The following is a 16,539-nucleotide window of genomic DNA, read 5'->3' as shown; positions in this document are numbered from 1 at the left end:
GCTTATGCTATTATACTGCTGTCTATTACCTGATTGTTCCAGGAAATATGTTTTACATTTTTATTAGTATCAAAAAAGAAATCTATTCTGCCCAACAGAAGACCTGCCCATCCGACCTGATTTACCAGAACACTTTTGTCTGCTCTGTTGGTAAAAGTCTGTGGTTCCGGTAAGAAAGTATGGGTATGACCGCCCAGAATAATATCAATATTTTCTGTTTTGGCAGCTAAAATTTTATCACTTATTTTATTAGGTTCGTCTTTATAATCGTAGCCGATGTGTGAAAGGCAGATAACAAGATCACATTTTTGTTCATTTTTCAGGAAGTTTGAATAATGTTGGGCAACATCTACAGGATCGGAGTAAACCGTTTCTCCATATTGTTTTTTGCCAACGAGCCCGTCGAGTTGAATTCCCACTCCGAAAATTCCAACTTTGATTCCGTTTTTATTGAATATTTTGTATGGAGACGTTTTTCCGTCCAGAACGGTATTTTTAAAATCGTAATTTGAACAGATAAAAGGGAATTTTGCATTGGGTAAAACTTTCAAAAATCCGTTCAGACCATTATCAAAATCATGATTTCCCATGGTGGAAGCATCATATTTCATCATGGACATTAATTTAAACTCCAATTCACCTCCGAAAAAGTTGAAATAAGGAGTTCCCTGAAAAATATCTCCGGAATCCAGAAGCAAAACATTGCTTTCCTGATTTCTGATTTGTTGTATTAAACTTGCCCTTCTTGCAAAACCTCCCTGATTGGGATTTTTGGTATAGCTTGCGTCAAAAGGCTCTATTCTGCTGTGCTGATCGTTGGTGTGAAGAATAGTAAGTTTCGTTGCGGACTTTAAATCAAGAATGTTTAATTCTTCCGCCATCATCATATTGGGAGCTAAAGCCATTGCTAAAGTTCCGCCACCTATTGCTTTTAAAAAACTTTTTCTATCCATTACTTTTTACCGATAAAATTTAGACGAACATCTGTATTGGGAACCACTTCAGGAGTTTTCTTAAAATAATCGATGAAAAGATCTCTTAATTTAATTCCTGTCGGGATCATTTCCCCTTTCGAGAAAAATTTCATATTGTCGCCTCCCAAAGCCAGATAATCTGAAGTGGCAATATAATAATCCTGTTCCGGATTTACTGTCTTTCCGTTGATTAAAGTTTTGGTTAGCTGTCCGTTATTGGTTTCTATATACAAATGAGAAACAGGATTGTTTACCTGATGTTCTGCATAATAATCGAAAAGTCCCTGAAGATCGCTGCCTTTCATTTTTACGATAATCACTTCATTTTCAAAAGGCATTACTTCAAATACACTTTTCAGTAAAATATCTCCTTTCCCGATCGTGGTACGGATTCCTCCGATGTTAATGAGGGCTGCATCTACATTTTTCTGTATATTTTTCTTTGCCCAAACATCTGCTCCGTCAAAAGTATAATCTGCTAAAAGATTTCCTAAATTACTGTTATCTCCCTGTTTGGTAAGGTCTATATTGGTATGAGAGATCTTTTGGTTCATCTCTTTATCCAGTTTTTGCTTATAAGGTTCGATAATTTTTACAAATTCCTCATCATTTTTTAGCTCATTATTAATAGAAATATTTTTCTGGGTCTTTACCTCTGCAATCTGCATGGAAGAAGCCGAAGAAGCCGTCTTACAAGCCGAAAGGGCAGTCAGAGCAATTCCTAATAACAAGAATTTATTTTTCATACGTCAACAATTATATTATTAAGGTATTGGTAATTATCATTCTATTGTATATTGATAAACAATTTAGCTGATAACTCCATTATATCTTTTAGTATATGCAAATATAATTATATGTATAATAAAACATTATTAATTATTAGAAATTCTTCTCACAAATGATTAAATTTGGCAAAAATAATTCTAACAGATGAGCATTTTAAAAGGAGTAGGTGTTGCTTTGGTAACGCCCTTTAATGAAGATTTATCCGTAGATTTCGATAGTTTAACAAAGTTGGTAGACTACAATATCGAAAACGGAACCGGTTATTTAGTTGTTTTGGGAACTACAGCGGAGGCTGCAACGCTTTCTGCTGAGGAAAAGAAACAGGTAATTGAGCATATCATTAAGGTTAGTAATAAACGTGTTCCTTTGGTTTTGGGAATCGGCGGAAACAATACTCTTGAAGTAAAGAAACAGATTGAAGAAGCAGATCTTTCTGAATTTACTGCTGTGCTTTCTGTTTCTCCTTATTACAACAAACCCAATCAGGAAGGGCTTTATCAGCATTATAAAATGTTGGCTTCAACCGGGAAAAATATTATTATCTACAACGTCCCTTCGAGAACAGGACAAAATGTAGAGGCAGAAACAACGCTGCGTTTGGCAAGAGAGTTCCCTAATTTATTCCTGATTAAAGAAGCGGCTCCGAATATTCTTCAGTACTTCGATATTTTAAGAAAGAAGCCGGAAGGTTTCAATCTGGTTTCTGGGGATGATGAATATACACTTCCTGTAACTTTAGCAGGTGGAGCAGGGGTAATTTCTGTGATCGGACAGGCGTATCCTAAAGAATTTTCTACCATGGTTCAGTTGGCTTTTGATAAAAAAGTGGATGAAGCCTATGAAATCCATAACAAGTTGGTTGAGATCACAAGACTGATTTTTGCTGAGGGGAATCCTTGCGGAATTAAAGTGATTCTGGCAGAAATGGGAATCATCAAAAACTATCTGAGACTTCCGTTGATCGCGGCTTCAGAAGGGCTTCATGCTAAAATTAAAGCTGAAATGGCAAACATTTAAAAGAAAGTTATTAATCTGCTTTATAATGAATGGTGAATTCACAGTAACATTTTAAAGCATTCCAAAATATCAGGTGAAAGAATCGGTTCTTTCACCTTTTTCAATTTTTAAAATTTAATTAAATGAAATTAATAGAAGCTACTGAACAAGATATTCCGATGATTCAAGACTTGGCAAGAAGATCCTGGGAAAGTACATATTCGGGAATTATCTCCCATGAACAGATTGATTATATGTTAGGGAAAATGTATTCGGAAGAAGAAATTTCATCACATTTAAAGAATCCGGATTATCATTATTTTTTAATTTTTGATGAAAATAATAATTCCTTTGAAGGCTTTATGGGATATGAAAACGGTTACGAAGATGCCACAACGAAGCTCCACAGAATCTATCTGGTTCCGGAAAGTAAGGGGAAAGGTTTTGGAAAAGAAGCCCTGAACTTTTTAAAGCAGAAAATTTCTGAGAGTAATGATAAAAGAATTATTCTGAATGTGAATAAGGAAAATAACGCTAAAAATTTCTACGAATCTCAGGGATTTAAAGTATATGATGAGGTGGTTCTGGATATAGGAGACGGTTTTGTAATGGATGATTATCTGATGGAATTTGTCTTTTAAGACACCACAGATTGGAATTTTATAAATCTTAAACATAATTCTATAAAACGTGATTTATTTATTTTCCGCATCTTTGCTGTACCAAATCAACTATAACAGTACATTCATATGCTTGGTGCTAAGCTTTATTGGCTTTTTATCAGTATATTTTTTTTCATCCTTAGTGTTTAAATTCCTGTATTTATTAATGCAGGAGTTTTTTATTTATGCAAAAAATAGCAGATTTTTATTATTTCACTTTTAATTGAAATAAAATTTTTATATTTACAATGAAACATTAAAGGATATATCAAAGATGAAAATGTATGTAAAATTTGACTTCAATACCCTCTGCAAAAAGATACTGGACGAGAAACTTCGGGAGCAAGGTCTTAAATACAGGCTTTTGAACTTCGGTGAAGTAGAGTTCTATGAATCTCTTACCCAGGAGCAGCACAAAAATTTTAAAAGAAACCTTGAAGACTACGGAATAGAAATAATTGAAAATCAAAAAGCTGCATTGGTGCAGAAAATTAAAGATGCCATTGTAGAACTTATTTCTTCCGAAGAAGGAATTTCTGTAAAAGCCTCCATTTACATTGCCGAAAAACTCAATCACAGCTACGGATATCTTTCGAATCTGTTCTCGGAGATTACGCATACTTCCATTGAGAATTTTCTTATTATCCGCAAAATAGAGTTTGCAAAAGAACTGATTATCAGTAAGAAGCTCAGTTTTACGGAGATTGCTTACCGTTTAAATTATTCAAGTGTAGCACATCTCAGCACACAGTTTAAAAATACGACGGGAATGACGCCTTCTCAGTTCCAGAAAATTATTTCGCTGAGGAGAAAATTATCTCATACCAACGGACAATATTTGAAGGCTGTATGACCAAAGATTATCTGAATGTGTTTCTTATAGAAGACGACGAAGGAAAGCGAATTTTTTTTGAGAATATATTTACGGATTCAAAAATAGCCATTACAACAAATACTTTCCACAATGTAAAATGTGTCATGGATTTGTTGGGTGAAGAAGATATTTTGGTTCCTGAAATGGTATGGATCAATAAGAGTATTCTTGAAAAAGACAATTCTGAATTTTTGTCAGAAATAAAATCCGATGTGAAGTTTAATACTATGGTGATCCTTATCTACTCAGAAAAATTTAAAAATGACGAGGAAGATGATTTTTTGGTGAAAGGAGCCAATATTCTAATGAAACTTCCTGATAATTATAAAGATATGAAGAAGATTGTGAGTGAAATTATCACCATAAACTGGCAATATCACACTTCGGGATTCAATAAAAATAATTTTATCATGAAAGTGTGAAAAATTTGATTAAATTATTTTGGAATTAAAATTAAAGTTTTATATTTGTAAAGTAATACTCACACAAAGGTGATAATTGGGTAAAGAAATACGGATATTATCATTTGAGAAATTACCGAAATTGGAACACAGATTTATTATATCAAAAAACGATAAATGAAGAATGAAAATTGTTTCAGTTTTTGAAAAAAATTATATAAATCACAATGTTAGTTAAACAAAATGAATTATAATAATTTCCAATTATAAGCGCAGAAGATCTTTAAACAAAACGGTACAATCATGAAAACTCAGTGCTGCCAAAGGAATATATATCGTTTCATTTTTCAAATCCTTTGTCAGAAACCTAGTTAGTTTTTATAAATAAGCAATTGGAAACTTAATTCATTTTGTTTTTTTTACATTATTTTTTAAGCTTAAACATCATATACATTACCATATTCATCACACCACATCACAAAATATTAAGCGAAAAGCTTACGTGAATTTTAAAGAAGTAAAGTAATTTTTCTTCAAATAACAGTTTTATAAGGGGGAACCGCGTGAAGACAAGATCTTTTCGCGGTTTTTTGTTTTCAGGAGATTTTACTCCACTTGTTTTTTCCTTTGTAATTTCTCAGATAATCGTTTTTAATAATCTGATTTTCCAGTCTGGATAATAGCGGATCTGCTTCGAGTATTTTTTCCACCGTCTTTTTGGTTGCCTTAATAATGGCAGCATCATTCACAAGATCCAGTCTTTTAAAATCCACCACACCGCTTTGCTGGGTTCCCAAAATATCTCCGGGACCGCGAAGCTGCATATCAACCTCAGAAATTTTAAAGCCGTCATTGGTTTCCACCATCGTTTTAATACGCGTTCTGCTGTCTTTAGACAATTTGTCCGAAGTCATCAGAATACAATAGCTCTGTTCCGCACCACGACCGACACGTCCACGAAGCTGGTGAAGCTGGGAAAGCCCGAATCTCTCAGAACTTTCAATGACCATAACCGAGGCATTCGGAACATTTACCCCGACTTCAATTACGGTGGTAGCAACCATAATTTCTGCTTTTCCGGAGGCAAAATAATTCATGGCAGCATCTTTTTCGTCCGGTTTCATCTTTCCGTGGAGCATCGCCACATTGTAATGTGTGAAATTATCCATCACATTTTCCAGACCTTCCATCAGATTTTTGTAGTCTAATGTTTCAGATTCTTCAATTAAAGGATACACAAAATAAACCTGCCGTCCTTTCTGGATTTCCTCGCGGCAGAAATTATAAACATAAGCACGGTCTTTTTCCCTTCTGTGAGCGGTAATGATGGGCTTTCTTCCAACAGGAAGTTCATCGATAACCGAGACATCAAGATCCGAATAAAAACTCATCGCAAGAGTTCTCGGAATCGGCGTTGCCGTCATGACCAGAATATGAGGCGGAATTTTATTCTTTGCCCAAAGTTTTGCTCTTTGTGCCACACCAAACCGATGCTGCTCGTCGATGATGGCTAAACCAAGATTGTTAAATTTCACTTTATCTTCTAAAACCGCATGAGTTCCCACAAGAATAGAAAGTTCGCCGCTTTCCAGTTCTTCATGAATTTTATTCCGTTCGGATTTTTTTGTAGAACCTGTTAAAAGCCGGATTTTAACTTCCGTCTTTTCTAAAAGTTCCTTAATTCCGTTATAATGTTGCTGGGCAAGAATTTCCGTAGGAGCCATGATGCAGCTTTGGAAGCCATTGTCTTTTGCTATAAGCATCGTTAAAAGAGCAACCATGGTTTTTCCGGAACCTACATCTCCCTGCAAAAGCCGGTTCATCTGGATCGGACGTTTCATATCCATCCGGATTTCTTTGAGTACTCTTTTCTGAGCTCTCGTTAAATCAAACGGAAGATGATTTTCATAAAAATCATTAAAATAATCTCCAACAACAGGGAAAGGATTTCCTGCAGTATGGCTTTTGTGATGAAGCTTTTTCAGCCCGAATCCTAACTGAAAGAAAAATGATTCTTCAAATTTTAAGCGGTAATCGGCTTTCTCAAAATGCTCCATATCCTTCGGAAAATGAATATTGAGATAGGTGTGCGGCCTTGATAAAAACTTAAATGCCTTCATCAGATAATCCGGAAAATTCTCATGGATAAGATTCGGGATTTCTTTGCATACATTTCGTAACACAACCTGAAAAAACCGCTGATTCAGTCCTCTTTTGGTCAGTTTTTCCGAACTTGGATAAATGGGTCTTAAACGGTTTTCGGAATCTTTCTTTTCTTCAATTTCTATTTCGGGATGCGGCATCGAAAACTGGTTGTTGAAAACATTGATTTTCCCGAAAATAAAAACTTCTTTATTCACAGGAAGCTGTTCTTTCAGCCATTTTGAATACTGAAACCAAACCAGATCCATCGATCCTGTATCATCATTGAATTTCGCCGAAAGCCTTTTGGTTTTTCCGGTCTGTATTTCCTGAACGTTGGTAATTTTCCCTTTCAGTTGCACGTCTGTGGAAACGTCTCCAAGCTGCGAAATTTTATGAACTTTGCTTTTATCCAGATAACGTAGCGGGTAGAAGTTCAGCAGATCTTCCACGGTGGAAATTCCCAGAACGCTTTTGATGAGTTTGGCTTTTTCCGGACCGATTCCTTTTACGTATTCTATGGAGGTTTCTAAATTCATTTTTAGGAGCCACGAATTTCGGGAAAAATTAGAAATTAAAAAAGGCTCTCATTGCTGAAAGCCTGTGTTTTTATTCTTTTATTTTAGATTTAAATTTTTTCTGATAATCTTCCCACTGCTCCCGCGAACGGATTTTCTTAAAAAGATCTTTCGAAATAAATTCCAGATAAGGTTCTAATTCCTTTGCGGATAATTCTCCCTGTAAAATGGTGATCGGATTACCGCTTTCATCCAGAAAAACCGTACTCGGAACGGCTGCAACATTCATATACTGAGTAAATTCGTGTAAGGAATTTCTTCCTTTCTTATATTCTGTATTCGGATTAGAAAACTTTCTTCCAAAAATTTCGATCTCCTTTTTATCTTCCGCATTGAATTTTACCGGATAATAACTTTCATTCAGCATATCAGCAATTACCTGATGTCCGTATGTTTTTTTATCCATCATCTTACACGGAGCGCACCAGTCTGCATAAAAATCGATGAGAATTTTTTTAGGATTTTCTTTTTGTGCTTTCAGTGCTTCTTCAATGGTCATCCATTTTACCTGCGCAAAACTGAAAGTGACTAAAAAGAGTGCTATTAAACTTATAATTTTCTTCATGATTTGGTATTTTTAAAGTAAATGTAAGCATTTACTTATTTTTATTTTACATCCTGCATTAATTTTTTCACAAGCGGGGAAATCAAAATTAATACCACTCCGGCAATTACCGCGTATAATCCCAATTGTTTATATCCATCGGTATAAGTGATCAAAGCATCATAGTTGGTAGAACCTTCTTTGGTGGTCGCCAAACCTGCCCCGATAATTCCTGCCACATACTGTCCGTAGGCAGAAGCTAAAAACCACATTCCCATCATCATTCCCTGAAGGTTTTTCGTGGAAAGTTTCGTCATGATGGATAATCCGATAGGAGAGAGGCATAGTTCTCCGAGTGTGATAACCAATAATGCGATGGTGAAGAAATTAAGGGAAGTAATACCCTGAAGATTGGCAAAAAGTCTCGTTGCGAACAAAATATAGTATCCTAAACCTAAGAAGATGAATCCCAGACCAAATTTAATGATGGTATTCGGTTCAATTTTTCTTTTATTCATCCAGATCCAGAGCAATCCGATTAACGGAGCTAAAAAGATAATAAAGAATGCACCTCCGGAATTGTTAACGCCATTCGGATCCAATCCCAATAAATCTTTATTTAAATTTTTTGCAGCGAAAATGCTTAATGAACCTCCGCTTTGCTCATAAATTCCCCAGAATAAAATGGAAAACAGGATGAACACCAATGCTGCCCAAAGTTTGTTTCGTTCAGCAGGGGTTACTTTGGTCATTTCATAAAATAAATAGATTAAAGTAAGCGGTCCTATTGTCCACATAAAATAATCCGTATATTCTGTTTTGGCAACCATCACCATGATAATCGGAACAAAAAGTAATGATAAAACATACACTCCGTATTCCTGCCATTTTGGAATAGGCGCAGATTTTGTCTCATTTTCAGGATGTCCCGGCTGAAGTCCGATCGTTCCTAAGCTTCTCTGGGTAAAAACAAAATTTATTAAACTGATGACCATTACCACTGCAGCTAATCCGAATGCAATATTCCATCTTAACATTTCCGGAATTACATCTGATAAAATCTCTCCTTTTCCGATGGCAATACAAAAGTATCCACCCAGTAATGCTCCAAGGTTAATTCCTGCATAGAACAATGAAAATCCGGCATCAGCTCTTGAATCATTCGGTTTATAAAGCTGACCGACCATTGATGAGATATTGGGTTTAAAGAAGCCTGTTCCCACTACAGTAAACGCGATTCCCAGAAAGAAAAACTTATGAGGATCTGTTGCAAGAATTAAACTTCCGACAATCATTAAAAGCCCACCCCAAAACAAAGATTTTCTGAAACCTAAAATTTTATCTGCAAATAAACCTCCGATAAAGGTAAAAGCATAGACGAAAGCCTGCGTTGCACCATATTGAAGATTGGCTTCACTTTCATGAAAATTAAGCTGCGAGATCATGAAAAAGACAAGCATTCCTCTCATTCCGTAGAAGCAGAAGCGTTCCCACATTTCGGAAAAGAAAAGGCTCCAGATCTGCCTTGGATATTTCCCTTTAAAATTTTGTATTTCGTCTAAAGTTAAACTCATAGGTCGATATGATTAAGATTTAATTAAATTTTCTGTAAAATAACGGAAAAAGTAATTACCAAAGACGTTTTGCATTCAAATATTGTTTCGAATTTATATCTGAAGGATGTTAATCTATACAAATTTTCAATCTTGTTGCAGGCTTTCAGGTTGAACTTACTTTACCATCTCAATTTTTCCGTCCACAAACAGGGATTTTCTCTTTCCTCTTGGGCTCGATTCGTCCGCAAAACTCCAGAATGCTTTTACGGTTCCTGCTTTTGTGTCGACTATCTGACTTACCGTCCAGCCGTCTTTTTCTATCCAGTTTAAGAAATGCAGATTTTCACTCAGCTTTTGATAATCCATTTTTTCATCGCCTTCGTTCACCACTCCTTTTTTATCTGTTGTTTTCCAGTGAAGGGTAGAATCTTTGTGATAAATTACCTCTGCTTTCATTTCCGGAAAGGTAATCACTGCTTTTTTTCCGAGAAGATCAGAATTGGTTGATAGATTCTGCTGTGGAAGATTTTCATTTTTCTGATTGCAGGAAAGTAAAATGATTGCTGCAGTAAGGCTGAATATTGTTTTTTTCATCATATAAAATTAGGTCATTGAATGAATTACGGTATGGCTGTCTACAAACTGTTCAAAGCTGACAATTTTTCCGTCCTTCAGTTTCCAGATATGAGCAACTCTTGCTTTAAATGATTTTCCTGTAAGGTTGTAAGTGCCGGAATAGGTTCCATAAGCAACCACCTTATCCTCACCCGCTACATAATCTTCCGGTGTAAATGTATAGTCTGTCCATTCGCTTCCTAATCGGGCGAAAACATTTTGCGTAATGCTTTCCAACCCGATGTAAGTTCCTGCGTAAGGAAATCCTTTTGCTTCCGTCCATGAAATATTTTCGGCAGCATACTTTACAAGGTTTCTTCCGTTTTCTTCTGAATTTTTCCCTTCGTAGGTGCTTTTTACGATCTCTAAATTATTCATGTTGTTGATTTTTTAATTCAGATTTAGAAAGTTTTTTATTGTAATGACAATGGTTTATTTTACCATTTCATTTCTCCTGTATTCACTTTTGCACCGATCTGAAGAGCTGTTTCGAAAGTTAAATCCGGATACTCCTTCTTTAAAGCATTTGTTAAAGATTCTGAAGTTTTGTTTGTTTTCAGAGCTTCTTCATAAAATTGGATGTAGTTTCTGGTATGTTTTACGGCTGAAATATCAAACGGCGTTTCAGATTTTGCGTGAGCCGGAATAACGATTTCAGGATTCAGATTGTCTATTTTGTTTAATACCGAAGTCCATTCTTTACGGGCTTCCGCAGTTTGTGCATCTGCCATCCATAAGTGAAAACTCGTTCCGAAAACATTGATTCCGCCAACGGCAGCTTTTACAGAAGGTATCCAGACGAAAGTTCTGGACGGAAATTCTTCTAATCCAATAATTTCTAGTTTTTCGCCTTCCAGTTCGATGAAGTCTTCTTTTAAATTTTGAGGAAGAACAACATTCGAAGTGATGTTTTTTCCTAATCTTTCACCCCAGACTTCCAGTTTTTTCTGAGCCGTCTTTTTAATGTGCTCAATGGTTGCCGGTGAAGCATAGGCGGTAACTTCCGGAAAATATTTCTTAAAAATCTCCAAGCCGAAATAAAAATCAGGATCTCCGTGAGAAACATAAATTGCGGTTAGTTTTTTGCCGTCTTTTTTAATTTCCTGTGCTACTTTTTCTGCATCTGCCAACGTAAACTGTGCGTCGATCAATACGGCTTCTGTTTTACCGGTAACAATTACCGATGCAACACCAAAGCTGTTTTCGGATGCGTTATAAACTTTTAATGTAAAATTGTTTGTTTCAATAGTTTTGAAACTTTGTACTTGTATATCCATTTTTGAATAGTGATAAAATTGTTAAAAAAATTGTTGAAATAATTCCGATTACTCATGTTTTTTACTTTTGTTGAGTAAAAGTTTTATTTTTTCTCACTGTCTTATTAATGGTACAAAGATGCATCAAACCAAAGCTTTGAAACATTGAACAAGTTCAATAAATGAAGTCTGAATTATTTTTTGTTTACGATTTTTTTTCTAATCCTGCTCACAAATTCATGACTTATACCTAAATATGCAGCGATTTGCACATTGGTTAATCTTTGGTAAAGCTGTGGATATTTTTCAATAAAATCGGTATATCGTTTATCTGCGGTTTTGCTGAGGTTATCAATCATTCTGCGTTGTAAGGCAACGTGTGTTTTTTGCGTCATGACGCGGAAGAGTTTCTCTATTTTAGGTAAGTTTTGATAGGCGAATTCTTTATCGCTTTTAGAAATAATTAAAATTTCACTGTCTTCCAGTGCTTCTATGTTAAGCTGAGAAGGCTTTTCATGGGTAAAGCTGTCGATATCAGTAATCCACCAGTTTTCAGTAGCAAAATTAAGGATTTGCTCTATTCCTTCAGAATCAGTATGATAGGTCTTGAATAGTCCTTTTATTACAAAGCCTTCAAATTTGCAGATTTCACCTTCTTGTAATAAAAACTGCCTTTTTTTTATTGTTTTTTTCTGAAACAAGCCATAAAATTCTGCTAATTCTTCTTCAGAAAGAGTGATGTGCTGCGATATATTATTTTTAAAAATTTCTGACATTCTATTCTCATTAATGTTTTTGAACTGTGAATATAGGAATTTTTGGGTTTCGGGTCTAAAAAATGACAATTGGCTTTGGTGATCATCAACTATTCTTTTAAGAGATTTATAAAAATAAAAAACCTCCGGCTCAGCGGAGGTTTCATTGTATTTTATTTGATGCGGATTAGTTTACACCGTGCATCATTTTCTTTAAGATTGGTGAAATTAATGCTAAAATTACAGCCGCGATACCACAAAGAACAACGAATACCATGAAGAATTCAAATAGATTGTGGATTTCAAAACCTGCAAAAGTAGGATTTGCCAACGGTAACTGTGCTTTTTCGAAAGCAGCCACCTGATCAGCATTTAATGTTACTTTTTTATCTAAAACATCCTGAAGGTTAATTCCCATTTCCTGTGCCTTAGAGAATTTATCTCCCGTTGCAGGAATCAATGCACCCAAAGAACCTGCTAAAGCATAACCTGCAGCATTGGAAATAAAGAATACTCCGTATAATAAGGATGCAAATCTTTTTGGAGCCAGCTTACCTACCAATGATAATCCGATAGGAGATAAACAAAGTTCACCACAAGTCTGGATGAAATACAGTAACATTAACCATTTGATTGCCAATAATCCTGAGTTTCCTAAATCTTTTACGTTGTGTGCGATGATGAAGTAACTTAACGCGATTAAAGCCAATCCCATTGCCTGTTTCATCGGGGAAACCGGCTCTTTTCCTTTTGCTCTTAATTTGTCCCAGATCAAACTGAAAGGAACTGCCAAAGCAACAACGAAAATACCGTTGAAAATCTGTACCATCGAAGGAGGCATATTCCATCCTAAAATATTTCTGTCTGTTTGATTATCAGCGATAAATGTTAATGAAGATCCGGCCTGTTCGAAAGCAGCCCAGAAGAAAATAATGAAGAATGACACGATATAGATTACCCAGATTCTCTGTCTTTCCACTTTATTTTCGGCAGAACTCATGATCAGGAATGCCAGAGAAATCCCTGCTGCATAAATGAAAGGATAAATAATTCCTTTAATAAGCTGTCCCATTTCTACGGCTTTAAATCCGAATTCTCCTACCAGAAGATATCTGAAAGCAAAGAAAAGAACAACAAATAATCCTCCTGTAATTCCTAAAGCGGATCCGGAGAATTTAGCAGTCTGCGTTTCTCCTTCTTCAAAATCTGCACTTGTATTGTTTTTCGGAAGTCCACCGATAGGTCTTCCTTCCGGAGTAACTACATATTTGTTTTTAAGAATAAAGAAAGTAATGGTACCGATTACCATTGCAATGGAAGCGGCAAGGAATCCCCACTTAAAGGCAAAAATATCCCTTACGCCTGTTGTTGCATCTTTTACGTCTCCTACGTATGGACAGATAAACTGCCCTAAGAATGCACCAATGTTAATTCCCATGTAGAAAATCGTAAAGGCAGAGTCTAATTTAGATTTTTCCTGTTTCGGATAAAGGCTTCCTACCATCGAAGAAATATTCGGTTTGAAAAATCCGTTACCGAAAATGATGATGAAAAGAGCAAGCCACATAAACATTTTTGCACTGTCCAGACTTCCTGAGAATGTTGAAGCACTGATGAAAAGCAAAAACTGACCAATTGCCATTAATGTTCCTCCGATAAGAATTGCATTTCTGTTACCGATATATTTGTCGGCGATGAAACCTCCCAAAAGCGGAGTAAGATAACATAAAGCTAAAAATCCACCATAGATGATTGCTGCATCAGCTTCTTTTATCAATAAGGAATTTACCATGAAGAGCGTTAATAAAGCTCTCATTCCATAAAAGTTGAAACGCTCCCACATTTCTGTTCCGAAAAGAACCCATAACCCTTTCGGATGTCTGGAATTCTTGTTCTCTACAAATTCATCCGGTTTCGGACTCAATGCTTCAGTATTATCCATTTTTATTGTTAATTTTTGTTAAGACTGACAAATATAGTTTTTTTTGTGTTTTCAGCAAGGTTTTAATTTTATATTTAAATAAAAAAGCCGCAGAATAATTCCGCAGCTTGCTTTTCTGTATTGTGAACAGGGATTAATGCCCTTTTTCTTTCATGATTTTGTTTAATCTTTTCAGCATGGATAAACCTAAAAGGGTTGCAAAGATCAGCAAAGCAAAGTTCACTAAAAAGTAGTTCATTTTATTGTCGTAATTGTACCATGTACTGGCTAAAATTCCTGAAAGTTTGTTTCCTACGGAGTTGGCAAGGAAGAATCCGCCCATCATCAACGCTGTAATTCTTGCAGGAGAAAGTTTGGAAACGAAGGATAATCCCATGGGTGAAAGACATAATTCTCCCACGGTAATGACTCCGTAACTTGCAACCAGCCACCACGGCGAAACTTTTACAGCACCGTTATCTCCTGCCCAGACTGCTAAAACCATCACTAAACAGGATAATCCTGAAATGAAAAGTCCCAAAACAATTTTTGTTGGCGTTAACGGCTCTTTTCCTTTTCGTCTTAATAATGCCCAGAAACCAACCACAACCGGCGTTAAAGCAATTACCCAAAACGGATTGATCGACTGAAACAATTCTGTATTGTAAAGATAGGTTTTAGCCTGAGGATTTTTCTCCAGTTCTGCACGTTGTTCGGGAGAAATATTTTTAAAATAAACATCTTTTCCCTTAACTTTTATCGTATTTCCGTCCTTATCCTTCTGAGACTGAAACTGGTTGTCGTAAACAGGAACTTCTTTGTCTTCATAACTTTTTCCGTCTACCATGTAAATGCTTTCCAAAGGTTTTTCCATGGAAGCAGGTACACTTCTGTCGGTGTAATAATTCGCCCATCTCGTTAAAGCGGTTCCGTTTTGTTTGAAAACTGCCCAAAAGAACATACTGATGAGGAAAACCGATAATAAGGCTCCGATAGACGATTTTTCGTCCGGTTTTGCCTTGAAATAAAGGGAAGCATAGAAGTAAATGACAGGAACGCAGGCAAAAATAAAGGCATCTGTATTGTCGCTTCCGAATATATTTCCGGGAATAACCCAGCCGATTGCTCCTGCAATGATTGCCGGTAAGAATACTTTCATTAATATTTCAGAAAGTTTGGTATCTCCTTCCTGAACAGGCTTCATCTGAGCAGCATGAATATAATGTTTTCTGCCGATGGTAAAAATAATTAATCCGACCAGCATTCCGACTCCGGCAGTGATAAATGCTTCACCCCAGCCGAATTTGTTTCGCATAAAAGCCGCAATAATGTTGCAGATAAATGCACCGATATTGATTCCCATATAAAAAATATTGTATCCGGAATCTTTATTGGCTTTATAAGGTTCTTCGGAATATAAATTTCCAAGCAAAGTAGAAATAGTAGGTTTAAAGAAACCGTTTCCGATGATAATGAGCGCTAAAGAAGAATAAAATAAAGTAAGATCTTTAAAAATCCCCATTCCGATATATCCTGCAGCCATCAGAACGCCTCCGATATAAATGGATTTGATGTATCCTAAAACTCTGTCTGCAAGAAATCCTCCGATAAAAGGAGTTAAATACGTCAAAGCAATATAGGTTCCGAAAATATCGTCTGCAGTTTTGTCCGGAAGTCCGAGACCGCCTTTTGCGCCGGTTGGTTCAATAACATACAATACAAAAATTCCGAGGATAAGATAGTACCCGAAACGCTCCCACATTTCCGTAAAGAAGAGGAAAGGCAATCCTTTAGGATGTTTAGTCTTCATAGTTTACAAATTTCAAATTTCACAAATATAGAATTTTAAAAATAATAATCGAATTTTATTAACTTTGATGGAAATAAAGATGAAGAAAATGGAAATTACGTTAAAAGATTTAGAAGATAACATCAGAACACTTCCTGAAAATTTTTATGAAGAAGTGAATGATTTTATTGATTTTTTGAAACAGAAACATTTCAAAAGCAAGTCTAATCATATTCCTGAATGGCAAAAAGAAGAAACAGGAAGAAGGGCAGAATATTTACGTGAAAATCCTCAAAGCTTTGTTTCTGAGTCTGAAATGGATGATTATTTAAATAATCTCGAAAGTGGCGACTAAATTAATTTACGGTCATTTTGTAAAGCAGGATTTAAAAGAAATCAACGATTGGTACAGGAAAATTGATGAAAAATTATGGAACAGGTTTCTTATTGAATTTCGGAATAAAATCGATTTAATAAAGGAAAATCCATTGTCTGTTGAACTTAAATATGGTGACACCCGAATTGTTTTTCTCAAAAAATTTCCTTTTGGAATTCATTATTCTTACAGCGAAGAGAAAAATCTAATTGAAGTATATTCTGTCTTTCATACTTCCAGAAATTCTGAGGAATGGGAAGGCAGAAAATAAAAATCCGGATCTAAACTTCAGATCCGGATTTTTTATGCTT

At 35.6% G+C, this 16,539-nt stretch carries 17 protein-coding genes; 6 read left to right on the top strand and 11 right to left on the bottom strand.

The window, feature by feature from the left end:
- Nucleotides 1-2: 2 nt before the first annotated feature.
- Together BW951_RS11020 and BW951_RS11015 are read right to left on the bottom strand one after the other, a co-directional pair.
- Nucleotides 3-953, bottom strand: coding sequence for a bifunctional metallophosphatase/5'-nucleotidase (locus BW951_RS11020; protein WP_076392750.1), 951 nt, complete (start codon nucleotides 951-953; stop codon nucleotides 3-5).
- The gene (locus tag BW951_RS11015; protein ID WP_076392748.1) at nucleotides 953-1,720 is read right to left on the bottom strand and encodes a 5'-nucleotidase C-terminal domain-containing protein; all 768 of its coding nucleotides are present in this window, start codon (nucleotides 1,718-1,720) and stop codon (nucleotides 953-955) included. Before BW951_RS11015 ends, BW951_RS11020 begins: the two co-directional genes overlap by 1 nt.
- 187 nt (nucleotides 1,721-1,907) lie before the next feature.
- Here BW951_RS11015 and dapA point away from each other — a divergent pair, with 187 nt between their 5' ends.
- From dapA to BW951_RS10995, 4 genes are all read left to right on the top strand, one after another.
- The gene (dapA, locus tag BW951_RS11010) at nucleotides 1,908-2,780 is read left to right on the top strand and encodes a 4-hydroxy-tetrahydrodipicolinate synthase (protein WP_076392746.1); all 873 of its coding nucleotides are present in this window, start codon (nucleotides 1,908-1,910) and stop codon (nucleotides 2,778-2,780) included.
- 122 nt (nucleotides 2,781-2,902) lie between these two features.
- Nucleotides 2,903-3,400 carry a GNAT family N-acetyltransferase gene (locus BW951_RS11005; protein ID WP_076392744.1) on the top strand — a complete coding sequence of 166 codons (498 nt, stop codon included), beginning with the start codon at nucleotides 2,903-2,905 and terminating at the stop codon, nucleotides 3,398-3,400.
- A 295-nt stretch (nucleotides 3,401-3,695) separates the two neighbouring features.
- Nucleotides 3,696-4,274, top strand: a complete 579-nt coding sequence (locus tag BW951_RS11000) for a helix-turn-helix domain-containing protein (protein ID WP_076392742.1) — start codon at nucleotides 3,696-3,698, stop codon at nucleotides 4,272-4,274.
- Nucleotides 4,271-4,717 carry a response regulator gene (locus BW951_RS10995; RefSeq protein ID WP_076392740.1) on the top strand — a complete coding sequence of 149 codons (447 nt, stop codon included), beginning with the start codon at nucleotides 4,271-4,273 and terminating at the stop codon, nucleotides 4,715-4,717. Before BW951_RS11000 ends, BW951_RS10995 begins: the two co-directional genes overlap by 4 nt.
- Before the next feature lie 575 nt (nucleotides 4,718-5,292).
- On the opposite strand, the gene recG is transcribed toward BW951_RS10995, so the two are convergent.
- The 9 genes from recG to BW951_RS10950 form a co-directional block, all read right to left on the bottom strand.
- Nucleotides 5,293-7,377 carry an ATP-dependent DNA helicase RecG gene (recG, locus tag BW951_RS10990; RefSeq protein ID WP_076392738.1) on the bottom strand — a complete coding sequence of 695 codons (2,085 nt, stop codon included), beginning with the start codon at nucleotides 7,375-7,377 and terminating at the stop codon, nucleotides 5,293-5,295.
- A gap of 70 nt (nucleotides 7,378-7,447) precedes the next feature.
- Nucleotides 7,448-7,981 (bottom strand): thioredoxin family protein, encoded by a 534-nt coding sequence (locus BW951_RS10985; protein ID WP_076392736.1) that lies wholly within the window; start codon nucleotides 7,979-7,981, stop codon nucleotides 7,448-7,450.
- A 41-nt stretch (nucleotides 7,982-8,022) separates the two neighbouring features.
- Nucleotides 8,023-9,534, bottom strand: coding sequence for a peptide MFS transporter (locus tag BW951_RS10980; RefSeq protein WP_076392734.1), 1,512 nt, complete (start codon nucleotides 9,532-9,534; stop codon nucleotides 8,023-8,025).
- Between the two features lie 156 nt (nucleotides 9,535-9,690).
- Complete coding sequence (locus tag BW951_RS10975; protein WP_228427539.1) at nucleotides 9,691-10,110, bottom strand: MoaF-related domain-containing protein; 420 nt, start codon at nucleotides 10,108-10,110, stop codon at nucleotides 9,691-9,693.
- Nucleotides 10,111-10,119: 9 nt separating this feature from the next.
- Nucleotides 10,120-10,509 carry a nuclear transport factor 2 family protein gene (locus BW951_RS10970; RefSeq protein ID WP_076392732.1) on the bottom strand — a complete coding sequence of 130 codons (390 nt, stop codon included), beginning with the start codon at nucleotides 10,507-10,509 and terminating at the stop codon, nucleotides 10,120-10,122.
- A 59-nt stretch (nucleotides 10,510-10,568) separates the two neighbouring features.
- Complete coding sequence (locus tag BW951_RS10965; protein ID WP_076392730.1) at nucleotides 10,569-11,408, bottom strand: MBL fold metallo-hydrolase; 840 nt, start codon at nucleotides 11,406-11,408, stop codon at nucleotides 10,569-10,571.
- Between the two features lie 173 nt (nucleotides 11,409-11,581).
- Nucleotides 11,582-12,163, bottom strand: a complete 582-nt coding sequence (locus BW951_RS10960) for a Crp/Fnr family transcriptional regulator (RefSeq protein ID WP_076392728.1) — start codon at nucleotides 12,161-12,163, stop codon at nucleotides 11,582-11,584.
- A gap of 166 nt (nucleotides 12,164-12,329) precedes the next feature.
- Nucleotides 12,330-14,084, bottom strand: coding sequence for a peptide MFS transporter (locus BW951_RS10955; protein ID WP_076392718.1), 1,755 nt, complete (start codon nucleotides 14,082-14,084; stop codon nucleotides 12,330-12,332).
- A 133-nt stretch (nucleotides 14,085-14,217) separates the two neighbouring features.
- Nucleotides 14,218-15,873 carry a peptide MFS transporter gene (locus tag BW951_RS10950; protein ID WP_076392716.1) on the bottom strand — a complete coding sequence of 552 codons (1,656 nt, stop codon included), beginning with the start codon at nucleotides 15,871-15,873 and terminating at the stop codon, nucleotides 14,218-14,220.
- Nucleotides 15,874-15,961: 88 nt separating this feature from the next.
- Between BW951_RS10950 and BW951_RS10945 the strand changes: the two genes are divergently transcribed.
- Complete coding sequence (locus BW951_RS10945) at nucleotides 15,962-16,207, top strand: DUF2281 domain-containing protein (protein ID WP_228427538.1); 246 nt, start codon at nucleotides 15,962-15,964, stop codon at nucleotides 16,205-16,207.
- Nucleotides 16,197-16,499: a type II toxin-antitoxin system RelE/ParE family toxin gene (locus BW951_RS10940; RefSeq protein WP_076392712.1), complete on the top strand. Its 303-nt coding sequence runs from the start codon at nucleotides 16,197-16,199 to the stop codon at nucleotides 16,497-16,499. The genes BW951_RS10945 and BW951_RS10940 overlap by 11 nt, the downstream gene beginning before the upstream one ends.
- Nucleotides 16,500-16,539 lie beyond the last annotated feature (40 nt).

This window comes from Chryseobacterium gambrini (assembly GCF_900156825.1).
GTDB classification, from domain to species: Bacteria; Bacteroidota; Bacteroidia; order Flavobacteriales; family Weeksellaceae; genus Chryseobacterium; species Chryseobacterium gambrini.
The sequence above is the reverse complement of the archived record's forward strand: the minus strand, read 5'-3'. Positions and strand labels throughout refer to the sequence as shown.